The organism is Acidiplasma sp. MBA-1 (assembly GCF_000949015.1).
In the GTDB taxonomy this organism is placed as follows: Archaea; Thermoplasmatota; Thermoplasmata; order Thermoplasmatales; family Thermoplasmataceae; genus Acidiplasma; species Acidiplasma aeolicum.
Genome location: NZ_JYHS01000003.1, coordinates 283,681 through 302,115, shown reverse-complemented (window position 1 = coordinate 302,115; position 18,435 = coordinate 283,681). Strand labels below are relative to the sequence as shown.

23 protein-coding genes are annotated in these 18,435 nt (G+C 33.8%); 7 read left to right on the top strand and 16 right to left on the bottom strand.

Annotated features, from left to right (window positions below; translation table 11 throughout):
• Positions 1–187: 187 nt before the first annotated feature.
• Genes TZ01_RS07300 through TZ01_RS07290 form a run of 3 tightly spaced genes read right to left on the bottom strand, consistent with a single transcriptional unit; the run spans position 188 to position 3,580 of the window.
• A complete protein-coding gene (locus tag TZ01_RS07300; protein ID WP_048102130.1) occupies positions 188–1,138 on the bottom strand; it encodes a cobalamin biosynthesis protein in 951 nt (316 codons plus the stop codon).
• A complete protein-coding gene (locus TZ01_RS07295; protein ID WP_231563441.1) occupies positions 1,135–2,565 on the bottom strand; it encodes a cobyric acid synthase in 1,431 nt (476 codons plus the stop codon). The genes TZ01_RS07300 and TZ01_RS07295 overlap by 4 nt, the downstream gene beginning before the upstream one ends.
• Positions 2,549–3,580: an aminotransferase class I/II-fold pyridoxal phosphate-dependent enzyme gene (locus TZ01_RS07290; RefSeq protein WP_055040837.1), complete on the bottom strand. Its 1,032-nt coding sequence runs from the start codon at positions 3,578–3,580 to the stop codon at positions 2,549–2,551. Before TZ01_RS07290 ends, TZ01_RS07295 begins: the two co-directional genes overlap by 17 nt.
• Before the next feature lie 179 nt (positions 3,581–3,759).
• On the opposite strand from TZ01_RS07290, the gene TZ01_RS07285 reads away from it, so the two are divergent.
• Positions 3,760–4,767, top strand: coding sequence for a nicotinate-nucleotide--dimethylbenzimidazole phosphoribosyltransferase (locus TZ01_RS07285; RefSeq protein ID WP_048102128.1), 1,008 nt, complete (start codon positions 3,760–3,762; stop codon positions 4,765–4,767).
• Here TZ01_RS07285 and sppA read toward each other — a convergent pair.
• Both sppA and pyrF read right to left on the bottom strand, forming a co-directional pair.
• Positions 4,762–5,493: a signal peptide peptidase SppA gene (gene sppA, locus TZ01_RS07280; protein ID WP_048102127.1), complete on the bottom strand. Its 732-nt coding sequence runs from the start codon at positions 5,491–5,493 to the stop codon at positions 4,762–4,764. The two genes, TZ01_RS07285 and sppA, sit on opposite strands and share 6 nt — an antisense overlap.
• 62 nt (positions 5,494–5,555) lie before the next feature.
• Positions 5,556–6,200 carry an orotidine-5'-phosphate decarboxylase gene (gene pyrF / locus TZ01_RS07275; RefSeq protein WP_052656838.1) on the bottom strand — a complete coding sequence of 215 codons (645 nt, stop codon included), beginning with the start codon at positions 6,198–6,200 and terminating at the stop codon, positions 5,556–5,558.
• Positions 6,201–6,278: 78 nt separating this feature from the next.
• Between pyrF and pyrE the strand changes: the two genes are divergently transcribed.
• Positions 6,279–6,782, top strand: a complete 504-nt coding sequence (pyrE, locus tag TZ01_RS07270; protein ID WP_052656837.1) for an orotate phosphoribosyltransferase — start codon at positions 6,279–6,281, stop codon at positions 6,780–6,782.
• Here the strand turns inward: pyrE and TZ01_RS07265 are convergent.
• The 7 genes from TZ01_RS07265 to TZ01_RS07235 are packed head-to-tail and all read right to left on the bottom strand — an operon-like array spanning position 6,774 to position 11,110.
• Positions 6,774–7,430 (bottom strand): translation initiation factor IF-6, encoded by a 657-nt coding sequence (locus TZ01_RS07265; RefSeq protein ID WP_048102126.1) that lies wholly within the window; start codon positions 7,428–7,430, stop codon positions 6,774–6,776. The two genes, pyrE and TZ01_RS07265, sit on opposite strands and share 9 nt — an antisense overlap.
• 11 nt (positions 7,431–7,441) lie before the next feature.
• Entirely contained in the window at positions 7,442–7,714 is a 273-nt protein-coding gene (locus tag TZ01_RS07260; protein ID WP_048102125.1) for a 50S ribosomal protein L31e, read from the bottom strand.
• A 10-nt stretch (positions 7,715–7,724) separates the two neighbouring features.
• Positions 7,725–7,880 carry a 50S ribosomal protein L39e gene (locus TZ01_RS07255; RefSeq protein ID WP_048102195.1) on the bottom strand — a complete coding sequence of 52 codons (156 nt, stop codon included), beginning with the start codon at positions 7,878–7,880 and terminating at the stop codon, positions 7,725–7,727.
• A 2-nt stretch (positions 7,881–7,882) separates the two neighbouring features.
• Positions 7,883–8,227, bottom strand: coding sequence for a DNA-binding protein (locus tag TZ01_RS07250; RefSeq protein ID WP_048102124.1), 345 nt, complete (start codon positions 8,225–8,227; stop codon positions 7,883–7,885).
• A 45-nt stretch (positions 8,228–8,272) separates the two neighbouring features.
• A complete protein-coding gene (locus TZ01_RS07245) occupies positions 8,273–8,722 on the bottom strand; it encodes a 30S ribosomal protein S19e (protein WP_048102123.1) in 450 nt (149 codons plus the stop codon).
• Between the two features lie 31 nt (positions 8,723–8,753).
• Entirely contained in the window at positions 8,754–10,343 is a 1,590-nt protein-coding gene (locus TZ01_RS07240; protein ID WP_048102122.1) for a hypothetical protein, read from the bottom strand.
• Positions 10,343–11,110 carry an ABC transporter ATP-binding protein gene (locus TZ01_RS07235; RefSeq protein WP_048102121.1) on the bottom strand — a complete coding sequence of 256 codons (768 nt, stop codon included), beginning with the start codon at positions 11,108–11,110 and terminating at the stop codon, positions 10,343–10,345. Before TZ01_RS07235 ends, TZ01_RS07240 begins: the two co-directional genes overlap by 1 nt.
• 320 nt (positions 11,111–11,430) lie before the next feature.
• Here TZ01_RS07235 and tmk point away from each other — a divergent pair, with 320 nt between their 5' ends.
• Positions 11,431–12,054 (top strand): dTMP kinase, encoded by a 624-nt coding sequence (gene tmk / locus TZ01_RS07230; protein WP_052656835.1) that lies wholly within the window; start codon positions 11,431–11,433, stop codon positions 12,052–12,054.
• A 2-nt stretch (positions 12,055–12,056) separates the two neighbouring features.
• Here the strand turns inward: tmk and map are convergent, their stop codons facing one another.
• Positions 12,057–12,932: a type II methionyl aminopeptidase gene (gene map / locus TZ01_RS07225; protein WP_048102120.1), complete on the bottom strand. Its 876-nt coding sequence runs from the start codon at positions 12,930–12,932 to the stop codon at positions 12,057–12,059.
• A 190-nt stretch (positions 12,933–13,122) separates the two neighbouring features.
• On the opposite strand from map, the gene TZ01_RS07220 reads away from it, so the two are divergent.
• A complete protein-coding gene (locus TZ01_RS07220; protein ID WP_048102119.1) occupies positions 13,123–13,893 on the top strand; it encodes a HesA/MoeB/ThiF family protein in 771 nt (256 codons plus the stop codon).
• On the opposite strand, the gene TZ01_RS07215 is transcribed toward TZ01_RS07220, so the two are convergent.
• A complete protein-coding gene (locus TZ01_RS07215; protein WP_048102118.1) occupies positions 13,888–14,661 on the bottom strand; it encodes a sulfite exporter TauE/SafE family protein in 774 nt (257 codons plus the stop codon). The genes TZ01_RS07220 and TZ01_RS07215 overlap by 6 nt on opposite strands.
• A gap of 91 nt (positions 14,662–14,752) precedes the next feature.
• Between TZ01_RS07215 and TZ01_RS07210 the strand changes: the two genes are divergently transcribed.
• Positions 14,753–15,232, top strand: a complete 480-nt coding sequence (locus TZ01_RS07210; RefSeq protein ID WP_231563440.1) for an NOB1 family endonuclease — start codon at positions 14,753–14,755, stop codon at positions 15,230–15,232.
• On the opposite strand, the gene TZ01_RS07205 is transcribed toward TZ01_RS07210, so the two are convergent.
• Positions 15,227–15,802, bottom strand: a complete 576-nt coding sequence (locus TZ01_RS07205; protein ID WP_048102116.1) for a hypothetical protein — start codon at positions 15,800–15,802, stop codon at positions 15,227–15,229. The genes TZ01_RS07210 and TZ01_RS07205 overlap by 6 nt on opposite strands.
• Before the next feature lie 165 nt (positions 15,803–15,967).
• Here TZ01_RS07205 and TZ01_RS07200 point away from each other — a divergent pair, with 165 nt between their 5' ends.
• Positions 15,968–16,456 (top strand): acyl-CoA thioesterase, encoded by a 489-nt coding sequence (locus TZ01_RS07200; RefSeq protein ID WP_048102115.1) that lies wholly within the window; start codon positions 15,968–15,970, stop codon positions 16,454–16,456.
• 4 nt (positions 16,457–16,460) lie between these two features.
• Entirely contained in the window at positions 16,461–16,976 is a 516-nt protein-coding gene (locus tag TZ01_RS07195; RefSeq protein WP_048102114.1) for a hypothetical protein, read from the top strand.
• Here TZ01_RS07195 and TZ01_RS07190 read toward each other — a convergent pair.
• Complete coding sequence (locus TZ01_RS07190; RefSeq protein ID WP_048102113.1) at positions 16,971–18,323, bottom strand: acetyl ornithine aminotransferase family protein; 1,353 nt, start codon at positions 18,321–18,323, stop codon at positions 16,971–16,973. The two genes, TZ01_RS07195 and TZ01_RS07190, sit on opposite strands and share 6 nt — an antisense overlap.
• Positions 18,324–18,435 lie beyond the last annotated feature (112 nt).

Genomic DNA, 18,435 nt, shown 5'->3' with positions numbered 1-18,435 from the left:
TGCAAGATTATTTTAAACATCTTACAGTTCCAAGATTTGTATTTAAAAAGACTATATAAGTATTCCTATAATTAACTTCATTAATACACATTTAAATGCAAAATCTGTTATCACGAATATCCTTATTTATCCCAATATTTAAATTTATATTAATCTTATAATAAAAATATGAATTAATATAAAACCTCTAAATTATTAAAACTATCCCGGCAAGATACAAAATATAGATTATTATGCACGCAAAAACTAAGGATATTAAACTTGATAAATAATAAATTTTCAGTGCCCTTTTAATATCGTTGATATTGGGTTCCCTGCCAGATTCATTTATAATATACTCACCAACCTTTTCAAGCCTCACGTTTAATATTCCAGCCATTGAATTTATACTAAATCCGGCATTAACACTATCTGTTGAATTAATACCGGTTCTGAATTTTGATTTATAGCCAAGAATCATTGAGCTAATGAAAAAGATAATACACGAAAGCCTTGCAGGTATGTAGTTAATAATTGTGTCTGCTAGTGCAGTAAAATATCCAAATTTAATATTTTTTTTATCCTTATATGCCACCATTGAATCCATAGTATTTATGGCCCTGCATGCCAGTGCACCGGCCAGCCCGGTAAATGAGTAAAAAAAAATTGGGGTGAGGTAACCATCAACAAAGCCCTCGGCTATTGTTTCTATAGCGGCCGATGATATAAGACCCGGTGTCATATTCTCGGTACTGCGCCTGACAACAAGTGATGTACTTCTCCTGGCCATGTCAATATTGTTTAATTCCAGTGCATGAATAATTTTTAATATATGGTCATGCATGGATTTTACCGAAAATGTGGACTTCAAAATATAGATGGAAATTAAAAGATAAATTAAGATTGCATAGGGATTATTGAGGCGAAATATTAGAAATAGGATTGCTGAGGGAATTACATATAAAATAATGATAAATAAAAGAAATAAAAGCCCTGCAATTCTTTTCTGGCTTATTTTTCTAAAATAAATGGATGTAAAATCAATGATTTTTCCCAGAATCACAACCGGATGTATTTTTAATGGTGGTTCGCCAAGAAAAATATCATATATATAAGAAAATATCAGAATAATAATTGGAAACAATATAATTAGTGTCATAATATCAGTTCTTTAAGATATTTTTCATTTATGCCTGAAATTATGGACCTTGATATTGTATCTATGTTATTATTTAGTATGGAGTTATAATTCTGGAATTTTAATCCAAATAGATACTCCAGGAATTCAGTGTTTTCAAAGATCCCATGTATGTTTGTTCCAATTACGTTCTTATTGATTGAGCCCTCATAGCCCCCGCACAATTCATTTAAAGGGGCATCATTTTGATCATAAACTGATCCAAAATGTATTTCATATCCATTAAAAAATGATGTATTACCAAATAGTTTGGAATTTAGCCTGTATGTTACACCACGTGCAGTTTTCTTTTCATTGTAGTATGTTACAGCATCCAGTAAATTGAGACCGGTATATTCTGTTTGTTCTGATTCTATTCTATGTGGGTCCATTATTTTATTTCCAAGCATCTGGTATCCACCACATATGCCTATTATTATTGATTTTCCTGACATCTCCATTATTTTTTCATATATGCCATGATTTTTAATATATTCAAGGTCAGAGTATACAAGTTTCGATCCTGGCAGGACTATTATTTTTGCATCCAGAATATCATCAACATTATTTTTGTCAACATAATTATAACCTATACCAAATAAATATAATGGATCAAAATCGCTATAATTTTCCATGTGTGGATATTTTATTATGGCCACATTTCTGCTGTAAAGTTTTGAATTATTATAATTCATGGAATCCTCTCCTGGAAGATTTATGTTTGTATATTTAACTATGCCAATAATTTTTTTCCCGGTAAGTTCCTCTATTTTATTTATGCCTGTTTCAAGTATTGATGTATCACCCCGCATCTTATTTATTATTATATATTTTAATAGATCAGGTCTCTCCATTAATTTTACTGTACCATAAATGGAGGCAAAAACGCCACCGCGGTCTATGTCGGCAACAAGTATTGCAGGCGTGTTATAGATACCTGAAACAAAGGTATTGGCAAAATCACTGCCAAACATGTTAATCTCCGCGGGTGATCCGGCACCCTCGGCTATAATAATATCATAATGTTCAAGCAGATAGTCAAGGGATTTTTTAATAACATCCGGGGCATGCATTTTAAGATAATTAAAATATTCATTTAGTGGCATGGAACCTTTCGATTTTCCAAGTTCTATTAACTGTGATTTTCCTGAACCCTCTGGCTTAAGTATATACGGATTCATATGGACGTCTGGTTCAGTCCTTGCGGCCAGCGCCTGCAACCACTGAGCACGGGATATTTCCCCATCATTTCTTATGGATATTGAATTTAATGACATGTTTACAGCTTTAAATGGTGCGACTCTAAAGCCCAGGTCAGAGTAGTATCTGCATAGAGCCATGGCCACAGTGGTCTTACCTGAATCCGATGTTGTGCCAAGAACCTGTATTATTTTACCTATATAAATCACCCATGTATTCCTTTATCTTTGATATTAGCCTAACATTTTTATTCCTCCGTTTAACAGAAATTCTAATATAATTTGTTCCAAATTCCTTATAATCATCAAGAATCCTTATTAATATGCCGTTTGATTTTAAAAATTTATCAAGATCAAGTATATTTATATGTTCTGGGGCCTTAAATGTTATATAATTTGCAACCGGTTTTCCAACAGGAGTGAAACCAAGCCCCATCATCCTTTTAATAATATAATTTCTCTCAAGCGTAACCATCTCTGGAAGTCCTGCCAGATTATTATAATTAATTTTAGATATATATTTAAGTGATGCAGAGGACATACGCCATGGATCAAAATCATGTTCCATCATGATGATATTTTCAGGGGCTGATGCCACATAGGCGATTCTAAGACCGGGAATTGAAAAAGCCTTTGTTAATGACCTGCACACAAATAGATTGCCATATTTATTAATCAATGAAATTTCATTTAACGGCCTTTTTTCTGAAAAATATATAAATGATTCATCAAGAAAAACACGGGCGTTTTTTAACAAACTTATATTTAATATTGCATTCATAACATTGGCTTCCATTAATTCTCCGGTTGGGCTTGATGGATACACAATAAATATTGAGTTAAAATTATAATTTTTTAAAATGTATGGATTTTTTTGAATCACATATAAAGGAATCTCAACTTTTTTGGAGTTTGATCTTGCATATAAATATTCATTGAATGTGGGGGTTATAATAATTATATTGCCTGATGAAAGCAGCATAATTCTATGGATAAAATATGTCAATCCTGGGACAATTAATATATTATCTTTTTTAAATTCCCCTCCTGATATGTAATTTTTATAATATTCATAATCTGTGTCAGGATAATTTTCAATGCATTCCCTACCCATGGTAATCTCGGGTAATTTAATAAAATCATTCATGCTAGAGGAAAAATCAATGATTGATTTTATGTTAAAACCGTTTTCCCTTGCAGTTTCATGGACCCTGCCACCGTGCATCATTGTTAATATTTATTAAATTATTTAATTTTATTATAAATGAAATGCCTTATAATATTAATGTATAAAATTTAACTTTATAATAACTGCATCTAAATTTTTGGGTCCTAAAAATTCATTTTAGTTTTATTACAATTTTTTTCAGGAAAAGTTTATGGTAAGGAATGCATAAAAAATGCATGATTATTCAGGGAAACAGCATAATAAATAAAATTGATAGAAATGATGATATAATATATGTTTTGCTTGCCGGTAGCACAGAGATATCAAAAATTCCGGGAATATCTGCCGCAGGTGAAAACTCTGAGCTCACGTTTTTGACACCGGTTCTTGATTCAGAGATTATATATTCTGGAAAATGCATTTCCTATGATGTTATACCAATGACCGAAAACGGTATACCCACACCGTCAATAATAACAAGGGCGGCAAATTTGGTTTCGGGTGTTGATATTTTGATAGTTGATGCTGGATTTTATGAATCACCAAAGATTCCATATTTACATACAAAACTTGGGCCTGCAAATGACCCAAGAAAACAGGAGGCACTTACCAAATATGATGTGGCAGTTGAAACAGGCAGGTATATTGGCAGGATGCTGGATAAAAAATATAAGTATATTGTTCTTGCTGAAAGCGTTCCCGGCGGGACAACAACAGCATACATGGTTCTTAGATCGCTTGGTTATGATTATATGACCAGCAGTTCAATGAAATCCGGGCCTGATCAGTTAAAGAGGAAGGTTGCAGATGAGGCCTTTCAGCGATATAAACCTGTTAATAATGCAATGGATTCAATGATACAGTATGGTGATTACATGATGGCACTTGCCACAGGCATATCAGGGGCTGTAAGAAATTCAACAATAATGTATGCCGGAGGCACACAGATGGCGTGCGTTTATCTCCTTGATAAAATAATAAACAAATCTCATGAGAAAAGATATATATTTACAACAGGTTATATAATTAATGACCGTGGCGATTTATTAAGTGATATTGCAGGCGGTAACATAATATATGCAAAAACCAATTTTTCCGGAATACAGGGTCTTGATTATTATGAACAGGGATATGTTAAGGAAGGTACCGGTTTTGGTGCTGCCTTTGGAATTGCATATGTTATAAATAAAAATGAAAATTTAATATATGATGAGATCAAAAAGGTGTATAATTCATTTTTATGAGATCCTGTTTTTAAAAAATTCGCTAAAAAATGAATCGGTGGACATTGAGATAAATCTGGATATTATACCACCGCGTGGGGTTAAATCCTTAATGCCAATACCAGATTTGATTCTGTTTTTCATATCGTTTATACATGCCTCCGTATCACCTATCTCATCTATTAAGGATAATTCCTTTGCCCTTGATGATGAAAATACAAGACCGGTGGCAACATCATCTATATTTTTGATGTTTCTTCTTGATTTAACCTCATCCCTGAACCTTTTAAAAACGTCCTGCATTATTTCATAGTATATGTTTTGTTCCTCATCTGTCATGGGCCTGAATGGCGAGTTCATATCCTTATATTTTCCTATTTTTGTTATCCTTGGCCTAATACCGGCAGCACTTAGGAACTCGGATACATCTGCTGATATGCTTATAACACCTATGGATCCAACTATTGATGTGGGCATGGCAAAAATTTTTTCAGATGCGCACGCAAGCCAGTAGGCACCAGAGGCGCCAGTCCCAAGAATTGATGAATAAACAGGTTTTTTTTCTGCTATTTTTCTTAGCTTATTATAAATTATTTCTGTTGAATTTGCATCCCCGCCACCGGAATTAATTATGAGAATCAAACCCCTAACCTTGTTTTTATTATACACATAATCCAGTACCGGCATTATTCTGGAAACCATATTCTGATTTATTGTTCCGTTTATATTTAATGTTGCAATGTACATAATCAATTAATGAACATAACATATTAAATTTATTGTTAAAATGTTTTATATATTTTTAATTCTCATAATTTTGTGGCCTCATCATTAAATTTTTTTATGGCCCCAATGGGATCTGGAGAATCATATATTGATCTGCCTATAATAATATAATCTGCGCCCGCCATAATTGCAGATATGATATTACCCCCCTGGGCCCCAACACCAGGTGCTATGATCTTAATATCCCCAGAAATATCCCTTATTTTTTTAAGCCTGTCCGGACGGTTTGCCGGAGCCACAAGCCCAAAAACTCCAGCCTTTAATGAATCATCCACGAGCTTATCATATACATTATCTATATATGATTCCTGGGACATTGAAACAACCGAAAAAACCTTCATCTGGCCTGCAGATTTTACAACCGCCCTTAATGATTTTATGCCTGTAAATGCATGTGATATAATACCCCATGCACCATACTGTGCAACCTTTTCTGTAATCAGTTTGTCGGTGTTTTCCACATCAGCCAGCTTAAAATCACATATTATCTTTGAATATTTTGAAAGCTCAGATATTATTTTTATGCCGTTTTCAAGTATGATTGGCCAGTTAACTTTTATGGCGAAAACCTGATCTGCCAGATTTTTAGCCAGCTCTATTCCAGTATCTCGGTCATACACATCCAGTGCAAAAATAATTTTGCTGTCTTCCATTGTTGGTAAGTCCATTAAGACATATTAAGGTTAATTGTATAAAAAGATTAAATTGTATAAAAAGATTAAAAATACATACTATAATAAACCTATATGGGAATCAGGGAAACGCTTCTGGAATCTGGAGCTGTTAAGTTTGGCTATTTTGTCCTCACATCAGGTAAAAAATCTGATTATTATGTTGACATTAAGGAGGCATCAACAAGGCCAGAAATACTTAATGCCATGGCAGATGCAATATCGTTAAAAATATCTGCAAAAAAGATTGCAGGCATGGAGCTTGGTGCTGTTCCAATACTTGTGGCCACCGCACTGAAAACTAAAATAGATTATGTAATAATAAGGAAGACTGAAAGAACTCATGGCACAAATAAGAGATGGATAGGAGAAATTAACAATGGGGAAAAAATAGATGTTATAGATGATGTTGCAACAACAGGCGGTTCTATTTTAAAATCTGTGGAGATATTAAGAAGCCATGGTGCTGTGGTGGAAAATGCCATATGTGTTGTTGACCGTGAGGAGGGCGCAAAAGAATTTTTAAAAGAAAACGGTATAAATCTAATACCTGTTATAACTGTATCTCAACTAAGATAGTGTATCATCTATTCTTCCTATTTCTATTGATGTTGTTGCATTTCCAACAAGTATTCCACTGGAATTGGTTATAATGGATGCACCTATATAATAGCTTCCAAAATTGGCTGTTCCGGTGTTTACATTAACCCCAAAAAGATCTTTAAGTTTTTGTATTTCATCCTCACTGGATTCTGGGGATACAAGCATGCCCTTATCATTTAATACGGCAACAGCCCCAACAGTTTTAACCCCTGCAATTGTCGATTTTATAACCTCAACACCAAGTGTATCCTCAATCGCTTTTTCTGAGGATTCTGTAAATGATGGGTGTATTACCGCGGTTTTATCATTTGTAATTATGTTATTTCCAACGGCATTTAACCTGTCCTTTAAAAATAGTATATTTCTACCGTCAAGGTCAATACCCTGAAAATCTTCAGGCCCTGAAAGGCCTGACACAACTATGCCGTTTGAATTAAACGCAATCATTGTCCCAATAAGGCTAAAATTATTTATTATTATCCTCTTTGTTTCAACCTTAAGGGTATCCTGTATAACCTTTTCAATATCGTCATTCAGGTTTTTTGGGATAAATGCCATATCCTTAAATGATTTAACGTAAACGCCAATAAAATCACTGCCAAAAATTGATAATTTTTTAATCATAACTTTATATTTTATGGTAGGATGATTTCAGCGGTTCCATCCTCTAATTTTATTACCTTAAGGCTTATTTTTGTGGGTATGTGCTTTCTACCCCTGCTCCATAAGGCCTCATTAACCTTATTATCCACCCATATCATGCCCATATCAGATTTTGTGTATTTTGCAACCTGCTCCTTTATAATTTTAATTGCAGTGTCTGCCCTGCGGCTTCTGGATGAAAACCTTGCGGCCCTCAGGGATACATTTATTATCTGCTCATTTGTTAAATTCTGTTCCTCAACCATTATAAACACCTCAAAGCTTTAAATTGGACCTTCTCCAGTTTTTCCTTTTTGGGTTCTGTGTTACATGCCTGTCTGTTCTCAGCATGACCCAGCCAGGTACCCTTCTATTTGATTTTATTCTATTCATCAATCTTAACTTTTTACCTAGTGGCTTATTTCTGCTCATTTTCATCTCCTCTCTATTTTTGTTTCATGCTGTGTGCCGGTCAATCTTAACAGGATGTTTTTTAACTCGGCATCGCTTATTACCCTGTTGATCCTGCCCATACTGGCAAGTTGAATTAACTGATTTTCGACATTATCAACAAGCTCGGGCTTAACAAGCCTCAATGTATTGAGCCTCTCCCTTGCCTCAGAAGAGAGTATCTGCCTCAATATTTGCTGCTTCCTTGCCTCCTCTTCCTGTGCCTGCCTCCGGCTCTCGCTTTCCATTGCCCTTTCCTGGGATTCTCTTTCGAGTTCGGCCAGTTTTCTTTGCCTTATTCGCTCCAGTTCATCATCGTCAGCAGACATTTACAACACCGGAATATAATATTATTATAACCTTGATAAATTTTATCATAAATATTTTTCTAGAACCTTGTTATTCTCAACAGCCTTTTTCATGGCGTCCCTTGATGCCTTATCAAGCAGTGCCTGGCCTGCCGGTGTGAGTACCCTGCCAGCCTTATCTTTTTTTAAATAGCCCATTGTCTCAAGGGCATGAAACATGTACCTTATAATGAACCTGCTGCTCTGTACAGGATGGTATCTTTTTGTACCCCTGTCCTGCCTGCTGCCATATTCCTGGCTCATCCTTGAAATTCCTATGTTCCCTTTTATATAAATTTTTCTTAGTATTGAGGCCAGTCTGGTATAATACCAGTCTGGCTGTGTCCATGATTTTTCCTTGCCCTTTCCATCCTTTAAGAACATAGTCCATTCTGGAATTTCAACATTCCTGGATTTAAATTCATTAACTATTTCCGAAATTAATGCCTCAGCTGGAACTTCCTTTACATTAACCATTTTATCACGATGTAGGTTTATTTATAAACTATTAATAATATTTTCGTATTTTAAATGTGCTGGTATTTAAAACTAATATTAATAATATAACAATATTAACAGGTAAATCCCAGTAAACATAATAATTAAGGGCGTGGGATACAAAATATGATAAGGCCATGCTTGAAACTACAGAAATTAATGCTATAATTATTGAAATAATAAAAAGCATGGCCATTGGGTATCTTCCAAATGAGTAATAATTAATGCTGGTAACCCCCTCTGGTAATTTTTTAATTAACCTTCTGATATTTATGGATAATATAACAAAAAACATAATAATAGCATTGGACCAGTCAAATATATATTCCAATATATGCCCGGGGGAGAAAATATCCATAACAAGCATATATATGGATATTAAAACAAAAAATATAATCATGCCAAATATTGTCTTATATTCTGATATTTGCCCTCTGCCAACAGGCAGCGAGTTTAAAATTTCTATGCCCTTTCCCTCAATAACAAGAAGGAATATTGAGTAAAATGCGGAGACTATAACTGTTAGATATATGATGGAAATAAAAATGCCCAGTGATATGCCACCGGTTTCCGGTTCAATGATTGCAAAGAAGAATGGGAGCACAAAAAGTATTGGCACAAATATGTATGTTAGATTTTGAATTTTTCTAAATGTTGTTTTAATATCCTTCTTTAAAAATGCAACATATAATTTATCCTTCTTTATGCCTGTTGATATTTTCTCAGAATTTTTCTGTTCCTCTGATGACATTAGCATATAGAAAAGTCTTCTTCTAATTTTATAATAGACAAAAATAAGAACGAATAAAAATATAAAAGATAATATAATTTCAAGAAACCTGATAATAAATCCGGATGAATAATTTAAATACACTATGTATTCAATGTTTATTGGAAATAAGAAATATTTTAAAACGGTGGGCAAACTGTTAAAAATAGTTGTCATTTCTGAAAAATAATTTGGATTTTCTAAAATTACATAGAATAATCCAAGAAGCAAAAATGTAAATGTGATTCTAATGAAATTCCTTATTGATGAATGTCTTGATGTCCTGGCACCCCTGTAAATAAATATAACTGTTGATATAATAAAACCAAGTATTAGTGACATAAACGAATAAAGTACACCAAGAACAATCGTCTGAATATCCCCTGTAAGTATGTAAAAATAAATTATTGATGGAACTATAACAAACATATATGACGATGAGTTATAAACAAACCATGAAATAAATGGAACGTTTTGATTTACAGTAACAGGAAGCGATTTTAATGGGGCCATGAGGTCATAGGCATATATTGTATTTATGAAATTTACAGAATTATAAATACCAAGCAAAAAAAGATAGGAAAACAATATGATTCCAAATGAGGCTATTGAATCTGGGCTCCTTTCACCAAAATACAATGAGTTAATTAAAAGTGAGAATAAAATAAATGTAAATGCATTCATTATATATGTGGATAGAATATTTCTAAAAAAATATCCCTGCTTATTTGCAGAATTTACCGCATTCTGAAATTTTGTTGTGTCCTTAACAGCCAGGTATCGCTGCTCCACTATAAGAAGCCTGCTTAGAAATAATTCAGTGTGCTTCATTATAAATCCTTCAATGAATTTAATAATGTATCAAGATCATTATCACCTGTCAATCTTAAAAATATTTCCTCAAGGTCCGTATTGTTTGATCCGGCCTCCTCCTTCAATTTTTCAAGAGATCCTGTACCTGCTATATTTCCGTTATAAAGTATTGATATTGTATCGCATACATTTTCTGCAATCTCCATAATATGCGTTGAGAATATTACCGTTCTTCCCTTGCTCGCAAAATCTCTTAAAAGCTCCTTTATTATTCTGGAAGACCTTGGGTCTAAACCATTCATACCCTCATCCATAACAAGAAGTTGCGGATCATGGATTAATGCAGAGATAATTGCAACCTTTTGTTTTGTACCAAATGATAATGACCCAATAAATTCATTCATATACTTTTCAATTTCAAGTGCTGATGAAAACGCATTTATGCGCTCCTTAAGAGTGGCGCTGTCTATATTAAAAACTGATCCTATAAAATTAAAAAATTCTATGGGTGTTAACGATTCATATAAAGCAGGGGTTTCCGGTATATATCCAAGAAACTTTTTAATACTGTCTGCACCGGTTACAGCATTTATTCCATTGACTGTAACAGACCCTGAGGTTGGAGGCAGGATCCCAGAGATTATTTTTAATAAAGTTGTCTTTCCCGATCCATTAGGGCCCAGTATGCCATAAATCTGACCGCCATCAATATCCAGTGTAATATTATTTATGGCCGTCGTATTTCCGTATTTTTTAACCAAATCCTTAATTTCTATAAAGCTCAATATGTTAAGTAAGCAAAAATATTATATATAATTTTACTGTTAAACCCTCTGGAGGCGTGAACGTTTAATTTATGAATCACTGTGATTAAGATTCCATGTGATGTATTTAACAATTAATAATGCGGGCAATTAAATACAAACCTTCGACCATTATAAGTTGTCCAGGAAATACAGAAAATTAGGCCATGAGGAGTTATGTTAAACCACTGTGGATGAATCAGGTATGCATAATAATGGTGGTCTGGCACCTCAATGGTTGAATAATTATTTTGACTTTTATTTTTCTAAATATTATTATACAGAATTATAATGAGGCTGCAATGTTTATTAACATAGAGGGCATCGATGGGTCTGGAAAAACAACGCTTGTAAATAATCTAAAAAATACATTTCCAGATTTTTATTACACGAGAGAACCAACAGATGGCTTTGACTATGCCGGTCTTGTACCCCTGGAAAATGAATATAACTCGATACTTGATTTTTTTCTGTTTACATATGATAGAATAAGGCATCAAAAGGAAATAAAGGAAAATATAAAAAATATAGTTATATCAGATAGATACATAGCGTCATCAATAGCCTATGAGGGGCCGCTAATAGAGAGATTTTTTTCAGGCATTGATGAAACAATTCAGTATCTTATGGATGTTTCAAGGCCTGTAAAATGCATGCCAGATGTGATTATTTATTTGGATGTAAAAATAGATACAGCATTGAAAAGAATAATAAATAATAGAAAAGTTTTAAAATACAGGGATGAGAAATTATCAGTTCTTGAGAAAAAAAATGTTCTGGGCTTTGTATCCACATATTATTTATATTTCCTCAAAAATATTAAAAAATTTACTGGCACGGATATAAGGGTCGAGTATATAGATGCAAACAGGCCTGAAAATATGGTTTTAAACGACACTATTAAAATAATAGAGAAATTATTATGATTTTATAATGTTGTTACTATTATCTCATCGTTTAAGATCATGATTGTATGCTCTGACTGTGCAATCATTGCCTTATTGTGTTCCTTTAACACGGGGAATCCGGAGATGTATCTGCTTAACATCATTTTTTTGATGTATTCCTTATAATCTGTTTTAATTTTTGCCAGCCATCTCTCAGCAAATGGAACTGTATTAAAATTTTTATATATTATCTCATTTTTGTCCCTGACCTTTGTATCATCGATTATATAAATATTTCCAAGCTGACCGTTATGTATTAATCCAAGCCCGGTGCTTGCAAATGGTTCTATGGCAATAACCTTCTCTGTTTTAATTGTTTCATCATTGCCATCATTATAGTTTGGTATAAATATTTCCGAGTGCAAATCATATCTGTTTATTCCATGACCACCAAGGTTTTTTACCGGCTTAAATCCGTATGATGTTATAACATTTTCTATTTCCTCACCTATTTTATAAATATTAACCATTGGCCTTAAGATTTTAATTGCAGCATTTAAGGCCTCCCTGGTTGAATCAATTAAATCTGAATAATTGCCGGTGTTGCCAACCTCAATGCTGGCTGCATTGTCTGATATATAACCGTCAATCATGGCTCCAAGATCAACCTTTACAAGATCGCCTGTTTTAAATTTCTTTTTATCGCCCTCGAATGGTGTGTAATGTGCGGCCTCATTATTTATTGACAAATTAACAGGAAAAGATGGTTCAGCACCATTATCCCTGATAAACTGCTCGGTTTTCTCTGCAACGTCATAAAAGAGTGCACCGGGTTCTATTAAGGTCTGCGCATATTCAAGTGCTTTCCTTCCGATTTTACCAGCCAGAAGCCACTTATTTTTAATCTCTGAATCCATAGTATCCTGTTTTTTATTTCAACATATATTATTAAGTTATCCAATTGATTGCATCTGTTTGGCATTCCTATAATGGGCATCACAAGTTTTAATCTTGTTACATTAGCCAACAGTTCAAGAGTATTATTAATATGACATTTAGGATAGAATTTGGAAAAGATTAAAAACTATTTAAATATTTTAAATTAAAATGAATCAGATGTACGCAAGGCAGGAGGCTTTAAAATTCATTGGCAGCACCGGACAGGGGCAACTGCTTCAGAAGACTGTGCTTGTAATTGGTCTCGGTGGAACAGGTAGTGCAGCAGCCAATCTATTTGCCCGGCTGGGTATAAAAAAGCTTATTATCATAGACAGGGATATCATAGAGATAAGCAATATCCATAGGCAGTTGCTTTATGATTATGATGATATTGGAAAGTACAAGGCAGAAACAGCATTTAAAAAAATTAAAAAAATCAATCCGTATCTTGATATTGAGTATTATAATGAGACTTTTGATGCTTCAAAGGCATATCTGGTTGAGAAATCTGATCTTGTCTTTGATGGCACAGACAACATGACCACCAGATTTATTATAAATGATGCATGCATTAAATTTAACAAACCATGGATATTTACATCTGCAATTGAGATGTACGGGGAGATAAAGGCCATAATACCGGGAAGAACATCATGCTATGCATGCTATAATAATGATCCTGTTGAAATGCCATCATGTGCTGTTTCCGGAGTTTTAAGCCCGGTACCATCCGCAATTGCATCCATGGCCGTTACAATGGCAGTTAGGATAATGCTTGGAGGTTCTATTTCAGGGGACCTTTATTTTATTGATGCATTTAATACAGATATCACAAAAATAAATATTAAAAAAAATAAGGAGTGCAGGGCATGCAATTACAGGGATTTTAAATATCTTGGTGCATATTATTCTAACCTTGGAAAATCAATTTTATCATAATATTAATATTTTAATCAATTCACTGACAACCACTATTATAAACACCACACCAAGGAATCTGTAGATATACTTCTGGTCTATTTTATGGGCATAAATTGAAAAATAATAGCCTGAAATTAGGGCGATAACACCAATGATTATGGATGCCACATAATTTATATGCCCTATCCTGACATACCCAAGAGAACCCGACAGAGCGGATAAAAACATTGCAAGTGTGGCTGTTCCAACCATATCCTGGGCCCTCATGGAAAAAAGCAGTATTATTATAAGTATAAACATTATGCCACCGCTGGTGCCTATTACACCTGTAAGTATACCTATTGGTATGCTCAGTATAAATCCAAAAAGGAAGGAAAAGAACTTATTTAAATTCCATTTTTTTATTCCTTTTTTATTCATATTATATGATTTTCTAATGGAATAATACGCCATATATGCAGCCATGGCAGTAAATATAATTTCCAGTGGGATGACCGGCAGTATATGGGCAATATTCGATCCTATCTGCGCGCCGATTACGGCACCGATTCCCAAAATTATTCCGGCTGCCACATTAATGGTTTTCTTCTTAAAATATACATAAATAACAATCGTTGTGGTTATGACATCAACAAGAAGACTGGTGCCTATTGAGGTTTTAAAATTTATGCCCATAAATGATAGGGCCGGAACAACAACTATAACACCGCTGCTGCCGGTTATACCTGTTAGTGCCCCAACTGCAATACCAATGATGATTAAAATTATGTAAAAAATTAGATCCATTATTTGACATTAAAAAATCATTAAAAATCTATTTGATTTACTGATAGGATTAAATACCAATATATTTATACATTTTAAAAAATATGGTACTGTGGAAAATAATATTTATTATGTAATTGATACCTCAGCAATTTTATCAGGAAAGATTAACATTGCAGCCGGAAATCTCATATTTCCTGAAAGTGTGATTAATGAAATTCAGCATGGAAATATTAAATATTTGATTGATTCCATGGAAAACATAAGGGTTTATAGACCAGAAGAGGGGTATCTTAACATTGTTAAGGAGGCATCCAAAAAAACAGGGGATTATAATGTATTAAGCAGCACTGATATGGATATAATTGCACTGGCATTGCAGTTTAATGCCATAATAATCACTGATGATTATGCAATACAGAACGTTGCATCAAGGCTTAAAATAAAATATTCTGGTGCATCCATAAATGAAATAAAAAGGGAAATAAGATGGTTATACCGGTGTACCGGATGCCATAAAATTTATAATGAGGACATTAAAGAATGCCCTGTATGCGGGCATAAACTTAAAAGATTTACAAAAAAATTATAGATTTAATATTTTTTCTATCCTGTCCAGGATTTCCCTTATGTTTTCCTTATATTTTGTAAATTCTGAATAAATTATGTTTAAAAGCGGGTCCCATTCTATTAAATTTTCAGGCGGTAACAGTTTAACATTATAATTTGTTAAAAAACCCTTAACAATTTTATTTTCAGGTTCATAATTTACCTGTATGCCTGTAAATTTATCCTGCAGTATATCAAGTACCTCATAAACCACAGGCTGTATAATAAAAAGATGCTCAAAATATTTTCGTGATATCTCAACATGTGCAAATATTTTACCCTTATTTTTATGCTCAAATAACCTTAAATGAAGTTCCCATGGAAATTTTATTATCCTTGAAAGGCTGAATTTTTCACCCTTATAAAAGCTTGGAGTGGCATCAGAGAAACCGGCCTCAATTAAATGCAATGCAATATTTTTTGTCTGTTCAACAGGATACAGAATTGAAAAAATACTCTCATTGCCTATGTCATTTTTATTAACCTCATATAACTTTCCACCGGATGTTTTAACACCCCTGGGATATTTTACCTGTAATGGAGATAAATCCATTTATGTGTATAGCTTTATTATTGATTAGTTTACCGTTTTTAATAACAGGTAATTTATAATATCCTATGTCCTAATACAATATTTTCCGTTTTAATGGTTAAATATAAGATAATTAGAATATGTTTAAAATGAATAAAATTATTAAATTGTCTGACATTTATAGGCATGAATGAAAAAACTGTTTCCGAATCAGAGTCTGAGATGAGCAGGCTTGTTTTACCTGAGGATACTAATTCATTTGGAAATCTTTATGGTGGAAGGCTTGTGGAATGGATGGATAACATAGCAAGCATCACGGCATTTAAGCATGCAAGGTCAAAGGTTGTTACAGGCAGCATTGACAGCCTTTTCTTTTTATCACCTGTAAAACTTGGATATATAGTAAACATACATTCCAGAATTACCTATGTAACAAGATCCACCATGGAGGTGGAAATAACGGTGAAATCTGAGAACGTTGAAACTGCTGAGAATAAAATTACAACCAGGGCCTATTTTACCTATGTTGCCATAGATGACAGCGGGCATTCCATAGAGATTCCCGGGCTTAAAATTCAGGGTCCTGATGAGGAAAGGAGGTACCACGAGGGTGAATTAAGAAATAAGATGAGAATAGAACTATTGGAGGAGGCAAGAAAAAATTTGAACAAGTGATATCATGAATGGAAGCATATATGAAAGAGAGCTTTTAAACATACTTTCAGGAAATATTAAAACCATAGAAAAGATTGGTAAAAATCTTGATCCTGTTTCAAGGGATATTCTGTATTCATTAATATCAAAACCTTTCTATGTTTCCAGAACAGCAGGTTCATTTGGTGCAGATCTTATCTCCTTAAGGGATGATTACTCCATGGTTATTGAGGTAAAATCCTCCGAGAGGGAACAGCTTACGTTTAGTGAATCATCCGGAGTGAAACAGGAACAGGCCATAAAATTAAATAACAGGTGCATAAATTCTGGACTTTTCATTACATATGCATACAGATTAAAGGGGGTAAAGGGAGACCCATGGAGATTTTTCTCAATAGAATCCGATAAAAATTACACGGGCAGAATGCGCGGGCTGTATGAACTGCTTCCAAAGCAGGAAATAACAAAAAATGGTAATTTTATATTAAAATGGCATAAAGGTCTGCCCTTAATAAAACTTATTGATTATTTAAATTCATAAATTTTCTTTTATCGAATTATCAAGTATTTCCATGGTATCATTTATCTGTTCCTCTCTAATAATCAATGGTGGTATGAACCTTATTGCACTCTCTCCGGCACCGAGAAGTATAAGACCCTTTTTAAAAGAGGATTCTATAACATTATCTCTTAATTTTTTATTGTATTTTTTGCTTTTTGCATCCATAACAAAGTCAATGGCCTGCATTAATCCAAGGCCGCGGACATCCCCTATGCTTGGATATTTTTCCTGCAATTCCCTTAACCTCTTATTTAAATAGAAACCCATTTTATTTGAATTCTCAACCATTTTCTTTGATTTTATTTCATCTATTGTTGCTATGCTTGCAGCACAGGCCAGCATATTGCCACCAAATGTATTTGAATGCAATCCTGACTTTTCAAAATCATATTTTGATTTTACAATTGATGCCCCCATTGGTATTCCGGATGCTATGGATTTTGCAAGCGACATAATATCAGGGTCAATACCAAAATATTCAGATGCAAAGAAGTAACCTGTTCTTCCAAAGCCTGTTTGTACCTCATCCATTATATAAAGCATGCCATACTCATGTGCGAGTTCCATCATTCTTTTATGGAAATATTTTGGTGGCACTATGTAACCGCCCTCACCCTGAATTGGTTCTGCCAAAATACCCGCAACACTTTCTGCAGGTACATATCTGTCAAGAACATAATCCTTGAGGTAATCCACCACAGCACCTGTTAGATTTTCAGGGTCTTCATAACCATCTATTCCAAATGGATTTCTATATGGATCTGCAAATGGTATGTGGTGCACACCAGGCATTTCAGGATAAAAATATTCATGGTGTGTGGCCTTTGAGGCAGTAAATGCCAGGGACCCCATGGTTCTTCCATGGAAACCACCAATGAATCCTATAAATTGAGGCCGTTTGGTAAAACTTTTAGCAAATTTTATTGAGGCCTCATTGCTCTCGGTTCCAGAATTTGTAAAAAATACCTTTTTATCCCTTGAACCTGGCATAACATTTATTAGGGCCTCCGCAGCATCAACCTGAATTTTATAATAAAAATCAGTACCTGCAAAGTGCCACATTTTATGCATCTGATCCTCAACCGCGGAAATAAGGTGGCTGTTTGAGTACCCAATGTTTGATGTGCTTATTCCACTTGAAAAATCTAAAAATACGTTGCCATCAACATCCTCAATATAACAATCACTGGCCCTGCAGGCCACAACTGGTAATGATTTCGTGGATGTTGCCAGAAATTTAGAGTCCATATTTATGATCTCCCTAGCCTTTGGACCTGGCAGTTCTGTATTAATAACAATTTTTTTTAACATTTTATTCTCTTCCATGATTTATATAATTTACCTATCTTTAAAAACTTTTTTAATGGAATATTATAAATCCTCTAATTTCCTGCAATTTTTACTTGTTGAAAATTTTATTTATTTTTTATAAGGTTAT

Bases quoted from the DNA above. Each gene is read 5' to 3' on its own strand.
- TZ01_RS07300 (WP_048102130.1), bottom strand. From the start codon at position 1,138: ATGACACTAATTATATTGTTTCCAATTATTATTCTGATATTTTCTTAT.
- TZ01_RS07290 (WP_055040837.1), bottom strand. From the start codon at position 3,580: ATGCACGGTGGCAGGGTCCATGAAACTGCAAGGGAAAACGGTTTTAAC.
- TZ01_RS07285 (WP_048102128.1), top strand. From the start codon at position 3,760: ATGATTATTCAGGGAAACAGCATAATAAATAAAATTGATAGAAATGAT.
- sppA (WP_048102127.1), bottom strand. From the start codon at position 5,493: ATGTACATTGCAACATTAAATATAAACGGAACAATAAATCAGAATATG.
- pyrF (WP_052656838.1), bottom strand. From the start codon at position 6,200: ATGGACTTACCAACAATGGAAGACAGCAAAATTATTTTTGCACTGGAT.
- pyrE (WP_052656837.1), top strand. From the start codon at position 6,279: ATGGGAATCAGGGAAACGCTTCTGGAATCTGGAGCTGTTAAGTTTGGC.
- TZ01_RS07265 (WP_048102126.1), bottom strand. From the start codon at position 7,430: ATGATTAAAAAATTATCAATTTTTGGCAGTGATTTTATTGGCGTTTAC.
- TZ01_RS07260 (WP_048102125.1), bottom strand. From the start codon at position 7,714: ATGGTTGAGGAACAGAATTTAACAAATGAGCAGATAATAAATGTATCC.
- TZ01_RS07255 (WP_048102195.1), bottom strand. From the start codon at position 7,880: ATGAGCAGAAATAAGCCACTAGGTAAAAAGTTAAGATTGATGAATAGA.
- TZ01_RS07250 (WP_048102124.1), bottom strand. From the start codon at position 8,227: ATGTCTGCTGACGATGATGAACTGGAGCGAATAAGGCAAAGAAAACTG.
- TZ01_RS07245 (WP_048102123.1), bottom strand. From the start codon at position 8,722: ATGGTTAATGTAAAGGAAGTTCCAGCTGAGGCATTAATTTCGGAAATA.
- TZ01_RS07240 (WP_048102122.1), bottom strand. From the start codon at position 10,343: ATGAAGCACACTGAATTATTTCTAAGCAGGCTTCTTATAGTGGAGCAG.
- tmk (WP_052656835.1), top strand. From the start codon at position 11,431: ATGTTTATTAACATAGAGGGCATCGATGGGTCTGGAAAAACAACGCTT.
- map (WP_048102120.1), bottom strand. From the start codon at position 12,932: ATGGATTCAGAGATTAAAAATAAGTGGCTTCTGGCTGGTAAAATCGGA.
- TZ01_RS07220 (WP_048102119.1), top strand. From the start codon at position 13,123: ATGAATCAGATGTACGCAAGGCAGGAGGCTTTAAAATTCATTGGCAGC.
- TZ01_RS07215 (WP_048102118.1), bottom strand. From the start codon at position 14,661: ATGGATCTAATTTTTTACATAATTTTAATCATCATTGGTATTGCAGTT.
- TZ01_RS07205 (WP_048102116.1), bottom strand. From the start codon at position 15,802: ATGGATTTATCTCCATTACAGGTAAAATATCCCAGGGGTGTTAAAACA.
- TZ01_RS07200 (WP_048102115.1), top strand. From the start codon at position 15,968: ATGAATGAAAAAACTGTTTCCGAATCAGAGTCTGAGATGAGCAGGCTT.
- TZ01_RS07195 (WP_048102114.1), top strand. From the start codon at position 16,461: ATGAATGGAAGCATATATGAAAGAGAGCTTTTAAACATACTTTCAGGA.
- TZ01_RS07190 (WP_048102113.1), bottom strand. From the start codon at position 18,323: ATGGAAGAGAATAAAATGTTAAAAAAAATTGTTATTAATACAGAACTG.